Origin of the sequence: Pseudoalteromonas ruthenica (assembly GCF_008808095.1) — a bacterium.
Classification (GTDB): Bacteria; Pseudomonadota; Gammaproteobacteria; order Enterobacterales; family Alteromonadaceae; genus Pseudoalteromonas; species Pseudoalteromonas ruthenica.
This window is the reverse complement of sequence record NZ_CP023397.1, coordinates 813221-829993: the sequence shown is the minus strand read 5'-3', so window position 1 is coordinate 829993 and position 16773 is coordinate 813221. Positions and strand designations below refer to the sequence as shown.

Annotated in this window: 16 protein-coding genes; 9 read left to right on the top strand and 7 right to left on the bottom strand. The window is 44.0% G+C overall.

Going from position 1 to position 16773, the window contains the following annotated elements; translation table 11 throughout:
* Window positions 1-39 precede the first annotated feature (39 nt).
* The 7 genes from PRUTH_RS18995 (at window position 40) to PRUTH_RS18965 (ending at window position 4449) form a co-directional block, all read left to right on the top strand.
* Complete coding sequence (locus PRUTH_RS18995) at window positions 40-879, top strand: hypothetical protein (protein WP_151174229.1); 840 nt, start codon at window positions 40-42, stop codon at window positions 877-879.
* Window positions 812-1255 carry a hypothetical protein gene (locus PRUTH_RS18990; protein WP_151174227.1) on the top strand — a complete coding sequence of 148 codons (444 nt, stop codon included), beginning with the start codon at window positions 812-814 and terminating at the stop codon, window positions 1253-1255. The genes PRUTH_RS18995 and PRUTH_RS18990 overlap by 68 nt, the downstream gene beginning before the upstream one ends.
* Window positions 1255-1623: a hypothetical protein gene (locus tag PRUTH_RS18985; RefSeq protein ID WP_151174225.1), complete on the top strand. Its 369-nt coding sequence runs from the start codon at window positions 1255-1257 to the stop codon at window positions 1621-1623. Before PRUTH_RS18990 ends, PRUTH_RS18985 begins: the two co-directional genes overlap by 1 nt.
* Window positions 1623-2867, top strand: a complete 1245-nt coding sequence (locus PRUTH_RS18980) for a zonular occludens toxin domain-containing protein (RefSeq protein ID WP_151174223.1) — start codon at window positions 1623-1625, stop codon at window positions 2865-2867. The genes PRUTH_RS18985 and PRUTH_RS18980 overlap by 1 nt, the downstream gene beginning before the upstream one ends.
* Window positions 2868-3031: 164 nt before the next feature.
* Window positions 3032-3367, top strand: coding sequence for a hypothetical protein (locus PRUTH_RS18975; protein ID WP_151174222.1), 336 nt, complete (start codon window positions 3032-3034; stop codon window positions 3365-3367).
* A 12-nt stretch (window positions 3368-3379) separates the two neighbouring features.
* On the top strand, window positions 3380-3736 hold the full coding sequence (locus PRUTH_RS18970) for a DUF3775 domain-containing protein (RefSeq protein WP_151174220.1): 357 nt from the start codon (window positions 3380-3382) through the stop codon (window positions 3734-3736).
* Window positions 3737-3771: 35 nt separating this feature from the next.
* Window positions 3772-4449: a hypothetical protein gene (locus PRUTH_RS18965; protein WP_151174218.1), complete on the top strand. Its 678-nt coding sequence runs from the start codon at window positions 3772-3774 to the stop codon at window positions 4447-4449.
* Between the two features lie 18 nt (window positions 4450-4467).
* Here the strand turns inward: PRUTH_RS18965 and PRUTH_RS18960 are convergent, their stop codons facing one another.
* Entirely contained in the window at window positions 4468-4653 is a 186-nt protein-coding gene (locus PRUTH_RS18960; RefSeq protein ID WP_151174216.1) for a hypothetical protein, read from the bottom strand.
* A gap of 561 nt (window positions 4654-5214) precedes the next feature.
* Between PRUTH_RS18960 and PRUTH_RS18955 the strand changes: the two genes are divergently transcribed.
* Window positions 5215-5637 carry a hypothetical protein gene (locus tag PRUTH_RS18955; RefSeq protein WP_138508217.1) on the top strand — a complete coding sequence of 141 codons (423 nt, stop codon included), beginning with the start codon at window positions 5215-5217 and terminating at the stop codon, window positions 5635-5637.
* A 260-nt stretch (window positions 5638-5897) separates the two neighbouring features.
* On the opposite strand, the gene PRUTH_RS18950 is transcribed toward PRUTH_RS18955, so the two are convergent.
* From PRUTH_RS18950 to asd, 4 genes are all read right to left on the bottom strand, one after another.
* The gene (locus PRUTH_RS18950; RefSeq protein WP_151174214.1) at window positions 5898-9053 is read right to left on the bottom strand and encodes an HD domain-containing phosphohydrolase; all 3156 of its coding nucleotides are present in this window, start codon (window positions 9051-9053) and stop codon (window positions 5898-5900) included.
* 71 nt (window positions 9054-9124) lie between these two features.
* Complete coding sequence (locus PRUTH_RS18945) at window positions 9125-9328, bottom strand: hypothetical protein (protein WP_045979997.1); 204 nt, start codon at window positions 9326-9328, stop codon at window positions 9125-9127.
* 181 nt (window positions 9329-9509) lie between these two features.
* Complete coding sequence (locus PRUTH_RS18940) at window positions 9510-10268, bottom strand: substrate-binding periplasmic protein (protein ID WP_170269022.1); 759 nt, start codon at window positions 10266-10268, stop codon at window positions 9510-9512.
* A gap of 104 nt (window positions 10269-10372) precedes the next feature.
* Entirely contained in the window at window positions 10373-11488 is a 1116-nt protein-coding gene (gene asd / locus PRUTH_RS18935; protein ID WP_151174211.1) for an aspartate-semialdehyde dehydrogenase, read from the bottom strand.
* 262 nt (window positions 11489-11750) lie between these two features.
* On the opposite strand from asd, the gene PRUTH_RS18930 reads away from it, so the two are divergent.
* Complete coding sequence (locus tag PRUTH_RS18930) at window positions 11751-12170, top strand: hypothetical protein (RefSeq protein WP_151174209.1); 420 nt, start codon at window positions 11751-11753, stop codon at window positions 12168-12170.
* Between the two features lie 54 nt (window positions 12171-12224).
* Here the strand turns inward: PRUTH_RS18930 and PRUTH_RS18925 are convergent, their stop codons facing one another.
* Window positions 12225-14924 carry a TonB-dependent receptor domain-containing protein gene (locus PRUTH_RS18925; protein WP_151174207.1) on the bottom strand — a complete coding sequence of 900 codons (2700 nt, stop codon included), beginning with the start codon at window positions 14922-14924 and terminating at the stop codon, window positions 12225-12227.
* Window positions 14925-15019: 95 nt separating this feature from the next.
* Window positions 15020-16624, bottom strand: coding sequence for a beta-helix domain-containing protein (locus PRUTH_RS18920; RefSeq protein WP_053909429.1), 1605 nt, complete (start codon window positions 16622-16624; stop codon window positions 15020-15022).
* Window positions 16625-16773: the final 149 nt, after the last annotated feature.

Here is a 16773-nt window from a genome sequence, read left to right as displayed (position 1 = left end):
GCAACCCCAGTGCAAATATTCATTAACCTTTGCAGGCTAATGGCGATGTCATTAATCGCACTGGGGTTTGCCTACTCTACCCCAGCCCATTCTGCTAACGGTTATAAGTGGTCGAGCTGCTCTAAAATATCAGCAAAGCAAAATGGTCAAGGCGTCTATGCCGTTACTGTTGAGGGTGTCCCCGATATATTCTACCAAGACCAACTACCGGATGCTTTGAGTGGTGCGCGACTCACTTTCGGTCAAGAGCCTAACCAGAAAGAGTTTACCTATGAACATGCAAATGGCTCAGCTCGAATAAAATTTACCAATCCCGATACATCTTATTATTTTGAACTCAGCTGCACAGTCGACCTTCAAATGCCTATGGATAGCTGCGCTACATTCGAAGGTGAAGTCGTCGGGTCATATTACACAGACCAAAATTTGTGCCTTAGCTACAACGGTCGTAACTGCCAATCTACGTGCTTTCAAGGCGGTGTGTGCATATCGAACAACACACCGGACGGTGAAAACTTCCTTCATTACATCACACCACAGTCATGCGATGTGCCCAACGGCGATGACTTCATAGAGCCATGCCAAACCGATGATTGTACGGGCGGTGGTGACAATGGTGGCGGTGATGGTGATGGAGGTGGCGACTCCGGTGGTGACAATGGCGGCGGTGACGGTGATGGAGGTGGCGACTCTGGTGGAGACAATGGCGGCGGTGACGGAGGTGGTGACTCTGGTGGCGATAATGGCACCGGTGACAACTGGCCCGATAACTACGCAACCGAGCAAGGCCAAGGCGAAATAGTCACTGCTGTTGAGAAACCTACAAACCGAAACCGAAAAAATCACCGATTCCGTAGACGGTATCGAGGGCCAACTTGATGGAATTCGAGAGCAACTTGAATGGGGTGGCCCTGAAGAAGGTGAAGCCGCTGCCGAGGGTGTAGCTCTTCCAGATTTAAGCGAGTCAGGCGATATCGTCTCTGGCCATAACGACACACTAGAGCAAATCAATGAAGCCATCAGTGAGGACGCAATCCAAGGATTAAGCCCAACGGCTTACGACTCAATCCCTCAGCTGTTTGCCAAGGCCTCTGATAACTGCACCAGTACCAGCTTGCTGGGTATCGGTGAGTTCAATCCATGCGATGAGTTTGCACAGATACGAGCGTTTCTAGAATGGATCGTTGCTGTTCTATTTATCCTGTTCATCATCCATCGCCTTGACGAAGATATTAAGAAAGTGAGGTTAACCTAATGCCCGTTATTATCGCCTTTTTAGGCGCACTCGTTAGTCGTATTGGTATCTGGTTTATGACGTTGCTTATCACCGGTGTTATAAAGAACATCGCGATAGGCCTAGCTGCATTTGCTATCTATGCGGCGGCAATATCAACCTTTTTATTTTGGGTGAATGACATCCTTATTGGCGTCGTAAACGGCCTGAGTCCAATCACGCAAGGTTTGCTATCCCTGTTTATATCTTGGCTGCCCTCTACCCTCCCTTACTACATGGGTTTAGTACTAGCTTACTATGTCACTAGCGCCACCTTTATGATTGGCCTAGAGATTAAGAAATTCAGACAGCGCTTAGCTGAGAAATCAACGCGCAGGTTCCTAGCCTAATGGCGGTCTATGTTGTTACGGGCAAACTGGGAGGCGGCAAAACGTTAATGTCTGTCTCCCGCATCCGTGAATATCTGTTAGCGGGTCGCAAGGTTGCTACGAACCTCGATATCTACCCCGAAAAGATGCTTGGCAAATACATGAAGAACACCAAGCTATTTAGATTACCGGACATACCCGACATACAAAGTCTGAAAGCCCTGCCCCTTGGTTATGAAGGTGAGAAGATAGAAGAATCTCGAAACGGCCTACTGGTGCTAGATGAATGCGGGATATTCTTAAATTCGCGTAACTGGAAAGACCCAGAACGCGCACCCGTGAACGCGTTTTTTAAACTCCTTCGAAAACTGCGCTGGGATGCAATCTTAATCATTCAGGACATTGAGAACCTAGACTCTGATGCACGACGAACCATTGCCGAGCATGTAGTTTACTGTAAACGTACTGACCGAATGACCTTACCCCTTATTGGCCCCTTGGTGAAACTGGCTTGGGGTGACAGATTGCCCCTTCCTAAAATCCATGTTGGAACCGTGCGCTATGGCACTCATGCCAATGCGGCCAAGGTCGATACATGGGTGTGTCGTGGCACAGGTATATTCGATTGCTACGAAACCGAGCAATTGATTGCAGAAACAGGTGACTTTAACGACTACTACGGCCTAACGACCATGCTCCCCAGCTGGTACACACATGGCCGTTACACAAACAAATGGAGCGACTTTAAAGATGCAGTTAAAAACCTCAAAGTTAAGAGCTGGCACTTTTTTTGTGTTGGGGCGTTGATGGCGGCGACCGCTGTTAACGCCCTAGTGACGTTTGAACCTGAGTTGCCAAAAAAAGGCATGTTCACTTGCAACGAAGTATACAAAAGCCTTTATGGCTCATGTGACGCAGACCCTATTGCCCCTTACGAGTATTACTACCCTAAGCCAGAGAAAGAAAAAAAGGAGGATATCGAAGAAACGGGCCTACCATCCTATGGCAACCTCTTTGCAGGCAAACAACAACAAAAAGTCAAAGACGACACAATCTATATTGCTGGGTGGCACTTAACCACTAAAGGCATACAAATGAACTTCGCCGATAGCCAAGGCGATACGTACTACCCAATGAGCTACAAAGTTCGAAAACTTGGTGACTGTGTGGCCGAAGTAGAAATTGAAGGTAAAAGGCAACGTATAACGTGCATGCCAGATGAAATGGCTAACCCCAATTTAATCGACAATACAACAAGTGGCTAGTGTGTGCGCTCGCCCCTTTTGGGGCGCGTACACACTGACGCTTGCCCTAACCTTTCCCCAACTTCTAAAGCACTAAACAAATAAAACATTACATTTCATCTCAGTAGCTTGAAATATAAGCGGATATTAATCTATGCTGAACTTGTTGCTCAGGAGGATACCTTATGGACAAGGTCAGTTATTCAAAAATGTTCGCCGTGGTTTTTAGCGCCATCATTGCTGCGTTCGCAGTCATTCTTCTTCTCTATGTGTTTAGCCTTGAAGCCCAACAAGAAATTTATGAAGAACAATTAGAGCTTATCAATAAGAGTGTAACTATGGACGCTATTAAAATTCCAGTACGTGAGCTATCAACAAATAAACCTGAGAGAAATTCAGAGCAGTCTATAGCAAATAGTTTTCAACCGGATTCAATGTGTAGAGAGTATTTAGATATTTACGCAGAGAACCCTACACTAGAGAATAAAAGAATTGTTTCTCATGTATGTGACATATATTAAGAAGGATTAAATTTGAAACATTTAAGAAAAGACCAACTGGATGCCATCATAGAAACCCACAGTTCAAGTCAAACCCAACAAGGAGAAACCTCTGTCATTGATGGTAAAAGCTTAACATTAGAAGAAGTTGAGACAAGTTCATTGTTAGAGTGTCCCACGTTCTTGGCTATCAAAAGCCTATCCCCTGAAAGCTTTTCAGAGCTATATGCCATATACCAAATAGGGAGAGGTGACGAATGCAACCTATTTCAAGAAATATATTCATCATCATTAGCAATGTATAATGAACAAGCTGTTTTTCACTTGGCAGAGAAAAGCAACTTAAGCACCTGCCTTTCGGATGGTTATAAAAAGATAAACCAGCAATAAAAATAAAACTCTAAAAATTTAGGGGAAGAAAAAGCTTGGAAAGAGATAAGTTAGTAGCACTAATAAAATTCATGAAAGAAGAACACACAAAAGATTTTGTTGAACAAGGTCTTTTACACATGAATACTATCAAATATTTCAGAGAGCTTGAGGATATAGACCCTTGTTTAAGGGGGGATGAAAATGAAGGGTTAGAGGCAAGCTTGCGACCAGAACATATCACTATCGAGCTCAATGGTAGAGTTTTAAGGGATTTGAAAGACAAAGTTGACATTAGACCTGTGCACCAGGATGAAACAAAAATTTATTGTATGACCCTTATCACGATTGACGATATTAAGAAATCAGAAAACTCAACCATATACCTATCAGAGAAATTTTTAAATTTTGGAGATAAGGCAGCTATAATATATGGAAAAGACATAAACCTATTCTTCGAGCAGTTAAAAAAGGAAATAACAAGAAGAGAGGACTTGTTTACTATTGAGGACTCACTATCAAAAAAAGTTGATTACCTAGAAAGAAGTGAACACCACCGAAATTTAGGGGTGTTCACTAAGTTTATAGAATATTCATGGCAATATGAGTATAGAATTGCTTTGAAAAAAGAAAATGAACCTGACTATATTCAATTAAGAATAGGGGATTTATCTCAGATAGTAGAAGTTACCGATACAGCTAGTCTGATAAAGCATCCTATTAAGATTAACTAGCTAAGAAGTATCAAAACTCTAAACCGCCTTAGCCATACGGCCTGTTGTTAGGTTCCTAGCCATAAACGGTGTATGTTTTGGGTTCTCGCACACGAATTGGGCCATTAGCTTGAAATCAACTGCCGCTTCCTCCGGCACCCAAACAGTAATTTTCTTGAATCCCTGCTCTTTCTTGCGTGCTTCGTATTCGCTGTTTCTGCTCATAATCTAATCTCCAATATAAGGCCCCGTCACTGATGACGGGCTAAAAGGGCTTAAGTAAATCATCGATATGTGGGCCTCGCTTTAGCGAGGGCTGCCCGCATATTGATGATGGAGACACCAAGGTCAGGAACGGATAGACAGTCAATAAAAATCGCGGGGGAAGCCCGTAGGGGGTTCCGCTATTTTTGTTTACTTTCTAGCAGTGGATGACAAAGCCCTTTATGCACACTGGTAAATCAGTAGATGCTTTCTTTCCATCTTAACTGCTCTCACAAACAAAATCAGTTTTCAAAACTGGCGAACCCGAAGGGCAAAAAGGTGTAGTAATACTGCACTTTTGTCTCAAAATGAGACTCTGTACTTCTCTCAAAAACCCTCTATTTCATCGTAAAATCATGTACTTACAGCGTTATTTTTGATTTTATAATTATGATGACCGGACATAAATCATGGTTAGTGGATACTAACCATTTTTAAATCGCTGATATATATAGGCTTTTAAACTTTCCTTTGACTTTTGCCCCTTTCCCAACATTAAATGTTTTAAAGGAGTAAAAGAACATGTATGACCATCAATTCGTCAAAAATTTCCGGAAGGTTTACGGTTTTCAGGCTCGAAAAGCATCCAAAGAGCTGGGCGTCCATGAGGTGACTATTCACAAATACCTCAAGAAAGGGGACGCACCGAAACCTATTAAGATACTCCTAGATATCAAAGCGCGGGGTTATCTGCCTGATACTGGCGGCTGGAAAGATTGCTATATCGACTCGCAGACGTTTGAACTAGTAACGCCTTGGTACACAGTCAGCCCCGGCCAACTGTGTTTTTATCCCCGCTATAAGTGGTCGGCAGATCAAAACAAGCGCCTATACGACAACCTCAAGAAGGAGACACAGAGCCAACAAGAGTTCATGCAAACCCTTAACGACCAGCTAGTTAAGCTTGTGGGGGATATTGCCAGAAGAACAGGCACAAACGATTAGTCTCAATCTGAGATTAAAGTGCATAAAAAAACGGGGCTTCTAATATAGAAACCCCGTTACTAACTAACCATAAATTATAGGCTGCAATTCTCTATAACCTATAAAAACGAATATAAGAAGCTCACAACCTCGCGCAAAGTTTGATCACAAGTCTGTCAACGGCTTTCGTATTATGCTAGCGGAGTCTAAACCATACAGTGTGTACTTATGTAAATGTTTTGGTTCTTGCCACCTTCAGACAACAAACTGCACAATGACGACTACCCGATTATGTAATCTTTGATATCAACGTCATCAATCTGCGAATCGTTAAGATGTTGCCTTGCGTAATCCATGTAAGTGCCGCTCGTTAAGAATAAAGCAAATAGATCTTTATCTATATGCCTATCTTGCGCCATAAATTTCATAATTTTCAGTGATTGGGATAACGTTTTTGCTTCCTTATATGGTCTGTCATTTGCAGTCAGCGCTTCGAAAATATCTGCAATGGCCATGATCCGTGCAGGCACTGACATTTGCTCAGCAATTAAACCTCGCGGATATCCTCCGCCATCCAACTTTTCATGATGCCCACCAGCGTATTCGGGTACACGCTGTAAATCCTCTGGTAACGGCAGAGTTTCTAACATGCGAATGGTCGTAATAATATGCTCATTAATAATATACCTATCTTCATTCGTTAATGTACCCCGACCTATTTTCAAGTTATATAACTCGCCGAGATTTTGTTTATTTTCTGTTGGCTCCATATTAAAACCAAAGCCTGAATTGCGACTAAATTCCCTTTCATTACGTGCAAATATATGGCATTTTTTATCCGCAAGTAAATACTCTTCACCTTCAGTGGTATGCTCAAAATCTTTCATCCGACGCTGTTCGGCCGGGGATAACCCAAGGCAATCATCGAAATTTCGGTACCATGTTTGCTCAGCTATCGACTCCAATCTACTGCGGTCTTGTTCAGACATCATTTCCCCACCGACATTGCATTTGGCTACAAAAGCAAAATCTTCCTTTAGTTCCTTTTGCCGCTGTTGAAGCGTTGCATAAAACCTTAATTGCTCTTCAGGCTCTCTATTTACGGCTTCAAGATAATCGATACGAACATCTCGGTATAATACTTCAAAGCGCATACGTATTTCGTGAATCCGATTATATATACACTCTAACTTAGAGCCTTTATCAACAATATGCTCCGGCGTCGTAATTTTACCGCAATCGTGTAACCACGCAGCGACTTCAAATTCACGCCATTGCTCTTTGGAATTAAAACCAAAGTGCGCAAATGGCCCCTTCTGTTGATTGTTCGCTTCTTGCGCCAACATCATCGCCAGTTCTGGTACGCGAGCACAATGCCCCCCAGTGTATGGCGATTTTTCATCGATTGCCTGAGCAATAAGCTGAATAAATGCATCGAGCAATTCCTTTTGCCCGGCCTCAAAGTCACATATTGATTCAGACATATTAACCATGGCCGATGAAAGTTGGTGAATTTCCTCTATGTGAGAGTCGACATAATGAACATGGTCATAGTCTCGTTGGCCAATCTTCTGATTTTCTTCAATTAAGCGTTGAATGGGGTTGGCTAGATTACGCGCCATTTGGGAGATAATGATCAGTACTATAAATAACACAAATAAGGTTACTAACATGGCCTTTTTTACTTGCCATTGTAGTTGCGACAAGGCCTCATCCTCGCTGACTATGAGCGCGATGTATTCCTGATTCCCAGAACCAATGAGCCCCTCAACACGCGATATATAGGCATAATGTGTTTTGTTATCAATTTCTATTTCGTGCATGCGATCGCGAAGAGGTGCTTGTTGGGCAATATCCAGTAACTGCTTAGAGGGCAACTGTGAAAGCTCTGCACGCCGTCTGGGGCTGTCAAAGTCTAACCACTTTTGTTTTAGATCTACTTTCAAACTTGGTTTTAGTTCATTAATAGCCCGATTTATGAACGTCATCAGCGGCGCTAAATCCTTTCTTACCGTGTGATGAAAGTTGAAGTCACTTTGTGATTTTAGTTCACTAATTTGGGTTACTTTTTCAAGCCCTTCAATATAGAAGTAAGCTTGGATATAGTTAATAACCACCTCATCATCGAACACAACATCAACGTCCCCTCTGTTAAGCCCCTTCAGCGCATCGAGGGTATCGTTGTATTCAATAAAGTGGGCGTTGCCCATACGCGCTTTTAAAAACTTTGTCACAGCGTAGCCTTTTTGCGCGGCAATACGTAACTCTTTAAAGTCACTTAAACGTTGTTGCCCTTGTGCCTCCCCCTGGCGCATGGTGGCAATTATCCTTGTTTCATAGTGGCCATTTGCAAATACACAAAATTGCTCACGCTCTTCGTTTTTCATAAGTCCAAGTAACATATCTATTTTGCCGGACTTTAACTGCTCCACTAGTTCCGGAAACCGATAGCCATTGATAAACTGCAGCTCGACCCCCAGTTTCCTCGCCAATAAACGAATATGCTCAACACTGTAACCCCGAGGTTGCCCCGACACTGAGTACTCAAATGGAGGGTAATCATCCATAACCCCTACTCGCAAAGTACCGACCTTATCTAAATAAACACGCTGACGATCGTCTAAGGTGATAGGTGTCACGTTGAGTTCTGATGGCGCATCAACACGTTGCTCTATACTGACTTCCCCATTGTCATCAAATAAATAGCCATTGCCGGTTAAGGTATAATCAGGTATGTCCATGTATCGAGACAAAGAAGATAACAGCACGGTGGTCCCCGCTACCACGTTATTTTTGCCGGTAATCGCGTAACTCGTGCCAGGGCGACCTATAAAGCTAAACATATAGGGGGGCATTTTATTTACACTTTGATGTGATGCGTTCTTAAACCACGGCCTTTGCCGAGCATCGTAGTCTGTTGGCTCCTCAGTTTGTATTCGAACGTTAAGCTTGGAGTCGAGAAATTGGGTATACCTTTTCCTATCGCCGCCCTGACCATATATTTGTACAACAACCCAGCGGTCGTTAGGTGCTGCACCCCACACGCGCCTAATCCCGGGAGTGGACTCTAAATTAGATATTTCAAAGTAATCGCCATTACTAAAGCCGTAAAATAATGAAAACACCTCTTCTTGAGCACTTAATAAAGCACTAAAGCGAGCTAGTTGCTCGCCGCTAATGGATCTCGCACCGCGAATATTTTGCAGCTTAATTACATTTGCGAGGCTTACCGCAGCCTGCTCTTGACGTCGTGCTTGGCTGGCAACCTGAGTGGCGATTAATTCAAACTGCGTTGCCGCTGCGTTTTTTGCAAGACTACTACTAAAGTAATAGTGTAGTGATATAGCCGCAATAGCCGTGAAGGCACAAGCAAATATGAAGGTTGTTATTAGTGTAACGCGTATTGTAAAACGCTTTTTCTTGTTGTTAACTTCCATGCCAGCATAAATATTTTTAAAGCGGAAGTTAAAAGTATAGGTAGGTATTTCAACACTATGAAATATTTAGCTTAATTATTTTCTTGTTGACGCTGTTGTTGAAACCGCTGATAGTTCTGTTTTTGTTGCTCTAAGCACGCAAAATAGTCATCATCATTTTTATATGCACACTCGTCTAAGCGTTGAGATTGGGTTTCATGATAACGCTGGGTGCCCTTACAAGCACTCAGGGAGAGCATACACACCACGGGTAAAATATAGCTGAATTTAGTCATTAGGCAGTAGTTAGAAAACAATGAATGATAAATCAAAACAAGGTCCCTTCGCACGCTTACATCAAAAAAAGCAGTCAAAATTGGACCAGAGCAAGCGCCAAAAACAAGTTATCTCTTGCTATGCGCAGGACCATCATAAGGCAATTGCTGAACTTATTAAACAGTGGCTTAAATAAACCTATTACTGGGTATAGTTATTAACTATTTTTTCCAACTCGCCATTACGCCTTAACTTATCTAATAAGCGGTTAGTATAAAGCATATTGATACGCCCGTTATCAGTTTTTGGAAACTGAAACTGGTAAAGAGCTGTGTCTATGGGGCGGTTACTTTTAACTAATTCACCCACCAGCTCAGGTCTTGACCTTAACAGATAATCATAAACATGCTCTGCAATTACAACAGCACTGAGTTGCCCATGCTCTTTGTCTGCCAGGGCCTTTAGCATATTTATTTCAGAGTAAAAGTTATCACGGACCATGTTGCCGTTATTAAGCAGCGGCATTAAAGTTGGATAGTGGTAGTCGAAGCGGGTTCCAATTCGCAGCGGCTTTTGGCGGTCGTTTGCTAACCTTTGCAGTTGTTTTATATCATTGATTGCTGGGCCGCTTGCCGGATAAACCAACACATCATTCACTTCAACTATCGCGTCACTCCAATAATAGTGACTGGCGTTTGCAACCCAGCGCTCGGAATCAAAGCGGTAATGAATTTGCCCTTCATGTAACAACTTTAATGAGCGCCGTGAGGTATTTGGCTGCGCTTTATAGGCATGATCACTAAACGAGTTCAGCGCCACTAATAGGTCAGGAATAATGCCTTTAGTGGTATCACCCACGATACTATAAGGAGGGTAATGATCTGGTAAGCTGCCCTTCAACTCGTGAGCAGGCACACTGAGCGCACTAACAAGGACAAATAAGCCAACAATAAAACGCACAGGCAAGACTCCTACCAACACATTGCAGGTATACTAGGAAATGCGCTGGTAAAAGTCTAGCTAGGAATAATAAAAAGGCACAAAAGTGCCCTATTTACAGCAGCTTAGTACCCGTTACAGATAATTTTCAGCATTCTTCTAAGCGGTTCTGCCGCTCCCCATAGTAGCTGATCGCCCACCGTAAATGCACTAATATAACGAGGCCCCATACTGAGCTTGCGAATGCGGCCAACAGGAATTCGTAAAGTCCCTGTGACATTGACAGGGCTCAACTCTTCGCTCGATGCACCACGCTCGTTGGCAATGACATCGACCCATTCGTTGTGACTCGCAAGAATTTGCTCTATTTTGCTAACGCTAACATCCTCACGCAATTTGATGGTCAGTGCCTGAGCGTGGCAGCGCATCATGCCTACACGCACGCATAAGCCATCAACCGGGATAGGTTGCTTCGAGGAACCCAAAATTTTATTGGCTTCTACTTCAGCCTTCCACTCTTCTTTGCTTTGCCCCGACGGCATTGGCACATCAATCCACGGGATCAAGCTACCTGCTAGTGGCACACCGAACTGATCATAATCCAGTGAACCATCTTTCATTTTATTCGCAACTAGCTTGTCTATTTCTAAAATAGCGCTGGCAGGGTCGGCAAGTTGCGAGGCAACGACACCATGAATATCACCCATTTGCTTAAGTAATTCTTTCATATTGCGCGCACCGGCGCCGGAGGCCGCTTGATAGGTCATGGGGCTAACCCACTCAACTAAATCTTGTTCAAACAAGCCCCCCAATGCCAATAGCATCAACGATACCGTGCAATTACCACCGACGAAGGTTTTTACACCTTGTTCGAGACCTTGCTCGATAACATCATGATTCACCGGATCGAGTACAATAATGCTCTCGTCGCTCATACGCAGCGCCGAGGCGGCATCAATCCAATACCCGCGCCAACCACTGTCGCGCAATTTACCATAGACTTCATTGGTGTAATCGCCACCTTGACAGGTCACAACAACATCCATGCCCTTGAGCGCGTCAACATCGTAGGCGCTCAACAAAGGTTTAGCATCGCCGCCAATTGCCGGGCCCAACTGTCCTGTCTGTGAAGTGGTAAAAAAGGTCACATCAATATGAGTAAAATCACTTTCTTGTTGCATCCGCTCTAGCAGTACGGAGCCAACCATCCCCCGCCAGCCTACTAAGCCTACTTTTTTCATTACAGATTCCTCTTACTTACAAGTTTATTCATATTGCGTGAGACCCAGCGAGCACTGAGAATCTCTGACAATAGCACTGCAACGCCCCAGGCACTAGTGGGTTAGATACAACTTAAAATTATTTCATATAGCTAATATCACCCGATTCGTTAGTCACAATTTATTAACTATTCTGTCGCTATTTTGAAAACACTTGATGGTGTAGTAAGTAGGTACACAGGCAGTCGGAGGTGTGCATTAACAATTAAACAAGGAAATAGTCATGAATTTATTCGTAACCTCTATCGCGGCACTGACTGTCGCAGCACTATCATCAACAGCCTCAGCTCAAAGCTCAGCGGTCAATTTGGCAGCACCAGACCAAGAGCAAGTAAGCTTTACGCGCGCTGAAGTGAATATGCTCAACAAACAAGGTTCATTAGCCGCCTCAACAGTGACCTATTATGGCCCGAAAGTGTGGGTTAATGGGCGTTTAGAGTCCTTCTTTGTGGGCTCAACCAATGGCAACACCTTTTGTGAAGCACGCGGTCACAATCAGGAAGTTTCTGGAAGTACCGTTACCTATGGCGAAGATGAATCGTCTTATGCTGATTATGACTGGTATGGCAGTGCGTGGATTAAAAAAAGTACGGGCAGCAAAAACCAGTGTTATCCTCTTTATGCGACTATTAAATGCCGTTAATACCATATAAAAAAGCCCAGCACTGGCTGGGCTTTTCTTTGTTGTTACCTGAAACTAGAACTCATATGCATAACTTACGCTGAATTCTACACCTTCTTCACGTGAACGCACTACGATGTCTGACTGCGTCACTTCTTTTTGCTCGTCTAACAGGTTTTGGACTTTGAATTTCACTTTAGAGTTGAAATCTGGGTACCACGTGTACACTAAGTCTAACGAGTGAAATGGTTGCTCATAGGCATCATCACGCCCCGCTACGCCAGCTGCGAGAATACGCTCACCAAACACGTTATAGACCAATGACGCACTATGAACGCCATCAGCAGAGTCGTAATTTAGCTGCATATTGACGACGTATTCAGAGTGACCCGTCATACGCTTAGTTGGGTTAGTTAGGTTTCCGGCTAAAGCAGGATCTATCTTCGCTTCGGAATCACTTAAAGTAATATTACCGCTGGTAAATAGTCCATCGCTCAAGAACGTCAGATCTTGAAGCCATTCTGCTTCTATACCATACACCTCAGCAGTTTCACCATTGACGAAGGTCGCGGAGTAGTCTTCATCACCAATACGCAAAACGGTCTCAATGGGTGCTTCTATATCCTTATAAAAGGCAGCGACACTGTAGGAGTTCCCTGCTTCACCGTAGAATTCGTAGCGAAGGTCGTAATTCTTAATCGGACTGCTCTTAAGACCGACGCGACCAAAAGTACGAATATCGGTTAGCGGATCAAAATAGGTGACAGGGACCACTTCACGAAAGTCAGGGCGCACTACGGTTTCACCGTAACCGGCTCGAACTTGATATTGCTCTGCGCCAATATAAGTTAATGACAATGCGGGGAACCAATCATCTTCTAAGATAGTGCCATCTTCAATGTTCTCGGCAGACCAAATCGTTTGCAAATCTTCGCCATCAAAAATAAGGCTAGACGTACCAACTGAGGTTTGTTTGAATTCCTCATATCGTATACCGCCGCTAATGCGCAACCATTGGTCATACATTACATCGAATGAGCCATAGCCAGCATCAATCTTTTGACCAGCAATATAGTCATCAGCATCTGGTGGCGTTGGTTCGTTAAAATCGACCAAAATGGCGTTGCCATCGATAAATTGATCGCTTAAATAGCCGCTGTTAGTCAGCGGATCGCGACTGCCATCGTTGACATTGATCGCAGCACCAGCACTGTTGTTCACAGTGAAGCTAGAAGTGTTGTAGATTCTTGCTCGATCCGAAAAGTCATAACCTACCTTAAACTCGACATCGACACCATCAAACATCAAAGGCAAGTTAAAGTTACCACCATAGGAAGTTACACGTTCTTCCATATCGGTATATGACATGATCACGCGGTTGTCGTCTCCTGTGATCTCAGACCCCGCGTAACGACCGTTTTCGCCGTATTGATCGCGAAACTCAAAATCAACGTTGGTGGGAATATCTGTGGTTGCTTTCGAACGCGTATACTGCCAATCAAAGCCGACTCCCCATAAATCCAAGAAAGTATGCTGTCCAAGGAACTGGGATACATTGAGCTTACGCTCTTCAAGATTGAATTCGTGATTGCGATTAGCTAACCCGTCACCGGCAATGGTAAACGTTGAACTGCCCGCCGGGCTTTGTGAAATCGCTACTTCCGTTTCGTCTTCATTATCGACAATATAGAGTTGTTGAGCAGAAATACTATGTGTATCGAAGGTGTAACCAAGGCTTGCCGTGGCGTTATAACGCTCGTTCTCGGTCGTTACCGTCGAATTTTTCACGGTGTTATAGCACGAGTTTGCAACCTGCTCGGCAGAATCTAGGCTAGTCGCACAACTGCTATCGACATCTTGTGCAATCACAGATGAAAAGCGAGTTTGTGCATCCCATTCGTTAACATACGCACCTGATAGTAAAAAGCCAATACGACCGCCGAAGTAATCCTCTTCAAAGCTATTGCCAATGTGCGCTTTGACGCCCATTTCCGGGTCAAGTGACTCTTCTTTCAGGCCATAGTTTCGTGGCAATGACTTTAACAATTGGTTATTGATAGCGGTCGCTTGCTGAGCACGCGTTCCTTGCTCATTGTCCTGCAAATAGTCTCTGTTAACTATATTGTTGATGCTAAAGTTTCCTTGATAGCGAACAATCGCATCTTTCATTGCTTGTGGAACACCAGCATCATTACCATCATAGGTATAGCCTTCATCCGCTGTTGTGTTATAGCCAACGCCCAACTCCACTCCGGCAACAAAATCGTTGGGGATGGATTTGGTTCTGATGTCTATGTTACCGCCACCGAACGCCGCAGGCATATCGGGAGAGTAGGCTTTTTGCACCGCCATACTTTCTATGATGCTGGCTGGGAAAATATCCAGCGGCACGACGTTGCGAGTGAGGTCGGGGCTAGGGATATAGGCACCATTCAATCTAGCACTGGAATAACGCTCGCCCAGACCACGAACATAAATAAACTTACCATCAACTAATGTCAGGCCTGTCACACGACGAAGCGCTGAGGCAGCGTCACTGTCGCCAGTACGTGATAGTTGCTCGGCTCCAAGAATATCAGCAACGAATGCCTGATTTTTTCGTTCTTCAACCACAGCTGCAGCGCTTCCTTGAAGCCGAGTTCCTACAGCCACAACCTCTTCTATTTCATCGTTCGCTGCGAGCTCTGCTTCAGCTGCGATTAGGCCATTAGTGTGGACAAACAATCCCAGGCCAACCGCGAGGGTGAGTTTGCTCAGCCTATGTTGTTTAAACATGATATACATCCTAATCAGTTTGACAAAAAATAGGCGCCTACTGCTTTGCTCAAGCACCAAGGCGCCTCAATTTAACACTCTAAATAACTAGGCTTTTAGTCTTGAGCCGCTGCATTAACAGCAGTCTCAACCCACTTATACCAGCTAGAGCTTGTGTCCTGATCAGATACCGCGCCGATGTAATCTACGCTCTCAAAGAAGCTTGAGTCTAGGCCACTTAAATCGTTAGCATTAATTGAAACATCTGCTGAGGCAGTGTTTGTTGCAAAGCCATTTTCAGCCAATACCGATACATCATCAGTCAAAATTTCGCTACTGCCGCTATTTTCGAACCAAGACGCCTTGGTTTGCCCTGCTAATGGGCCCGCTGCGAATGTATCTGTATCGGTGAAGTTTGAAGAGCACGCCATCACTGAGTTATTAAACATGATGTTATCGGCTTGCTTTTCGCCATCTGAAGTCACTTGAATACAGCTGCTGTTTACCGCATTCTTCTTGACCAATAAGGCGTTGTAAATGCTGGCATTGAACTCATCGTCGAACTTGTAAGCTTGCGAAGGATCATCATCTCGCACAGAATTGCCATCTGTGGTCACGATGGTGATGTTAGCAAGGGTCGGGTTAGTTGGGCCCACTTGCGGTGAAGACTCGCCCTTAACACCATCAGATTCGAAACCGTTGTTGCCCATGTTCACCACAGTGCCGTCGTTCAAGGTCACAGTACCATGTTGTACATATAAGAATTGACCTGCACCCTGCCAACCCGCATCAAAGTCGAATGAATCATCCTGCGTGTCGGTAACAACAATGTGCTTAATCGTCGCTGCACCGCCAAAGAATTCAATACCATCATCGAAACCTTGGTGAATATGCAGGTATTCAAACTCTGAACCTGAACCCACTGCATTTAATGTAAGTGAATTAAGGTCATCGCCTTCACCCCCTACTTTAGGACCTGAACCTGCATACCAAATTTTGGCCCACTTGATACTACCGCTAGAATCAGTATTGTCGTCACCACCGAAGTAGCTAGTGATCCCCTCAGAGGCAACGTTACACGTGCTTGCATCACGCTCTGCATCAGTACATTGGTCAGTGATACCATTACCATTAATAATGATACCGCCCCAATCTGCATAGCGAGCACCTTCACCTGCGCTATCAAAACGGTCGAAGGCATTAGCTGAAGTGAACGTAATAGGTTTCTCTTCGGTGCCATTAGCTTGGATTTTTGCGCCACGAGCGATACGAATAATGGCTTCGCCAGATTGGAAGGCCAAGGTAGCACCAGGCTCAACTGTTAGCGTTGGGCCATTTGCTGGAATTTCAAAACCTTCTGTGGTGTTGCCATCTTCACCGATTAACAGTGCTTGCTCAAATAAGTGCACACCATTATCTGGGATTTCAGAGAACGTAATGTTACTGGTGATTTCAATAGTTTTACTGGCAAAGGAGTCATTGTAAATACAGTCACGACCATCAAATACACCTTGGACCGTACCAGAGTCAGACTCGTAGCTGGCACATTCAAAATCATCGGAGTTGTCACCACCAGATGTATTGTTTGAATTATTAACACTGTTATCTGTATTTGTGCTGTTGTCATTTACAGTTGGGGTGATTTCGATGTCGCCGCCACATGCTGCCAGTGTGACTGCTGAAGCCACTAGGCTGACCTTGAATAAGTCAGATAGTTTCATTGTTATACTCCGTTGAATGTCAATTATTGTTAACGCATTTAAAAGTTACGACATACAATACGGTGGCTTTATGACAATGAAGTGACACTTATTTAAACATATGATGACATGATTAAGTTATTAATATTGTTACTTAAAAAGATAAAAGC

Bases quoted from the DNA above. Each gene is read 5' to 3' on its own strand.
- PRUTH_RS18925 (WP_151174207.1), bottom strand. From the start codon at position 14,924: ATGTTTAAACAACATAGGCTGAGCAAACTCACCCTCGCGGTTGGCCTG.
- PRUTH_RS18930 (WP_151174209.1), top strand. From the start codon at position 11,751: ATGAATTTATTCGTAACCTCTATCGCGGCACTGACTGTCGCAGCACTA.
- PRUTH_RS18975 (WP_151174222.1), top strand. From the start codon at position 3,032: ATGGACAAGGTCAGTTATTCAAAAATGTTCGCCGTGGTTTTTAGCGCC.
- PRUTH_RS18920 (WP_053909429.1), bottom strand. From the start codon at position 16,624: ATGAAACTATCTGACTTATTCAAGGTCAGCCTAGTGGCTTCAGCAGTC.
- asd (WP_151174211.1), bottom strand. From the start codon at position 11,488: ATGAAAAAAGTAGGCTTAGTAGGCTGGCGGGGGATGGTTGGCTCCGTA.
- PRUTH_RS18985 (WP_151174225.1), top strand. From the start codon at position 1,255: ATGCCCGTTATTATCGCCTTTTTAGGCGCACTCGTTAGTCGTATTGGT.
- PRUTH_RS18960 (WP_151174216.1), bottom strand. From the start codon at position 4,653: ATGAGCAGAAACAGCGAATACGAAGCACGCAAGAAAGAGCAGGGATTC.
- PRUTH_RS18945 (WP_045979997.1), bottom strand. From the start codon at position 9,328: ATGACTAAATTCAGCTATATTTTACCCGTGGTGTGTATGCTCTCCCTG.
- PRUTH_RS18995 (WP_151174229.1), top strand. From the start codon at position 40: ATGGCGATGTCATTAATCGCACTGGGGTTTGCCTACTCTACCCCAGCC.
- PRUTH_RS18980 (WP_151174223.1), top strand. From the start codon at position 1,623: ATGGCGGTCTATGTTGTTACGGGCAAACTGGGAGGCGGCAAAACGTTA.
- PRUTH_RS18955 (WP_138508217.1), top strand. From the start codon at position 5,215: ATGTATGACCATCAATTCGTCAAAAATTTCCGGAAGGTTTACGGTTTT.
- PRUTH_RS18950 (WP_151174214.1), bottom strand. From the start codon at position 9,053: ATGGAAGTTAACAACAAGAAAAAGCGTTTTACAATACGCGTTACACTA.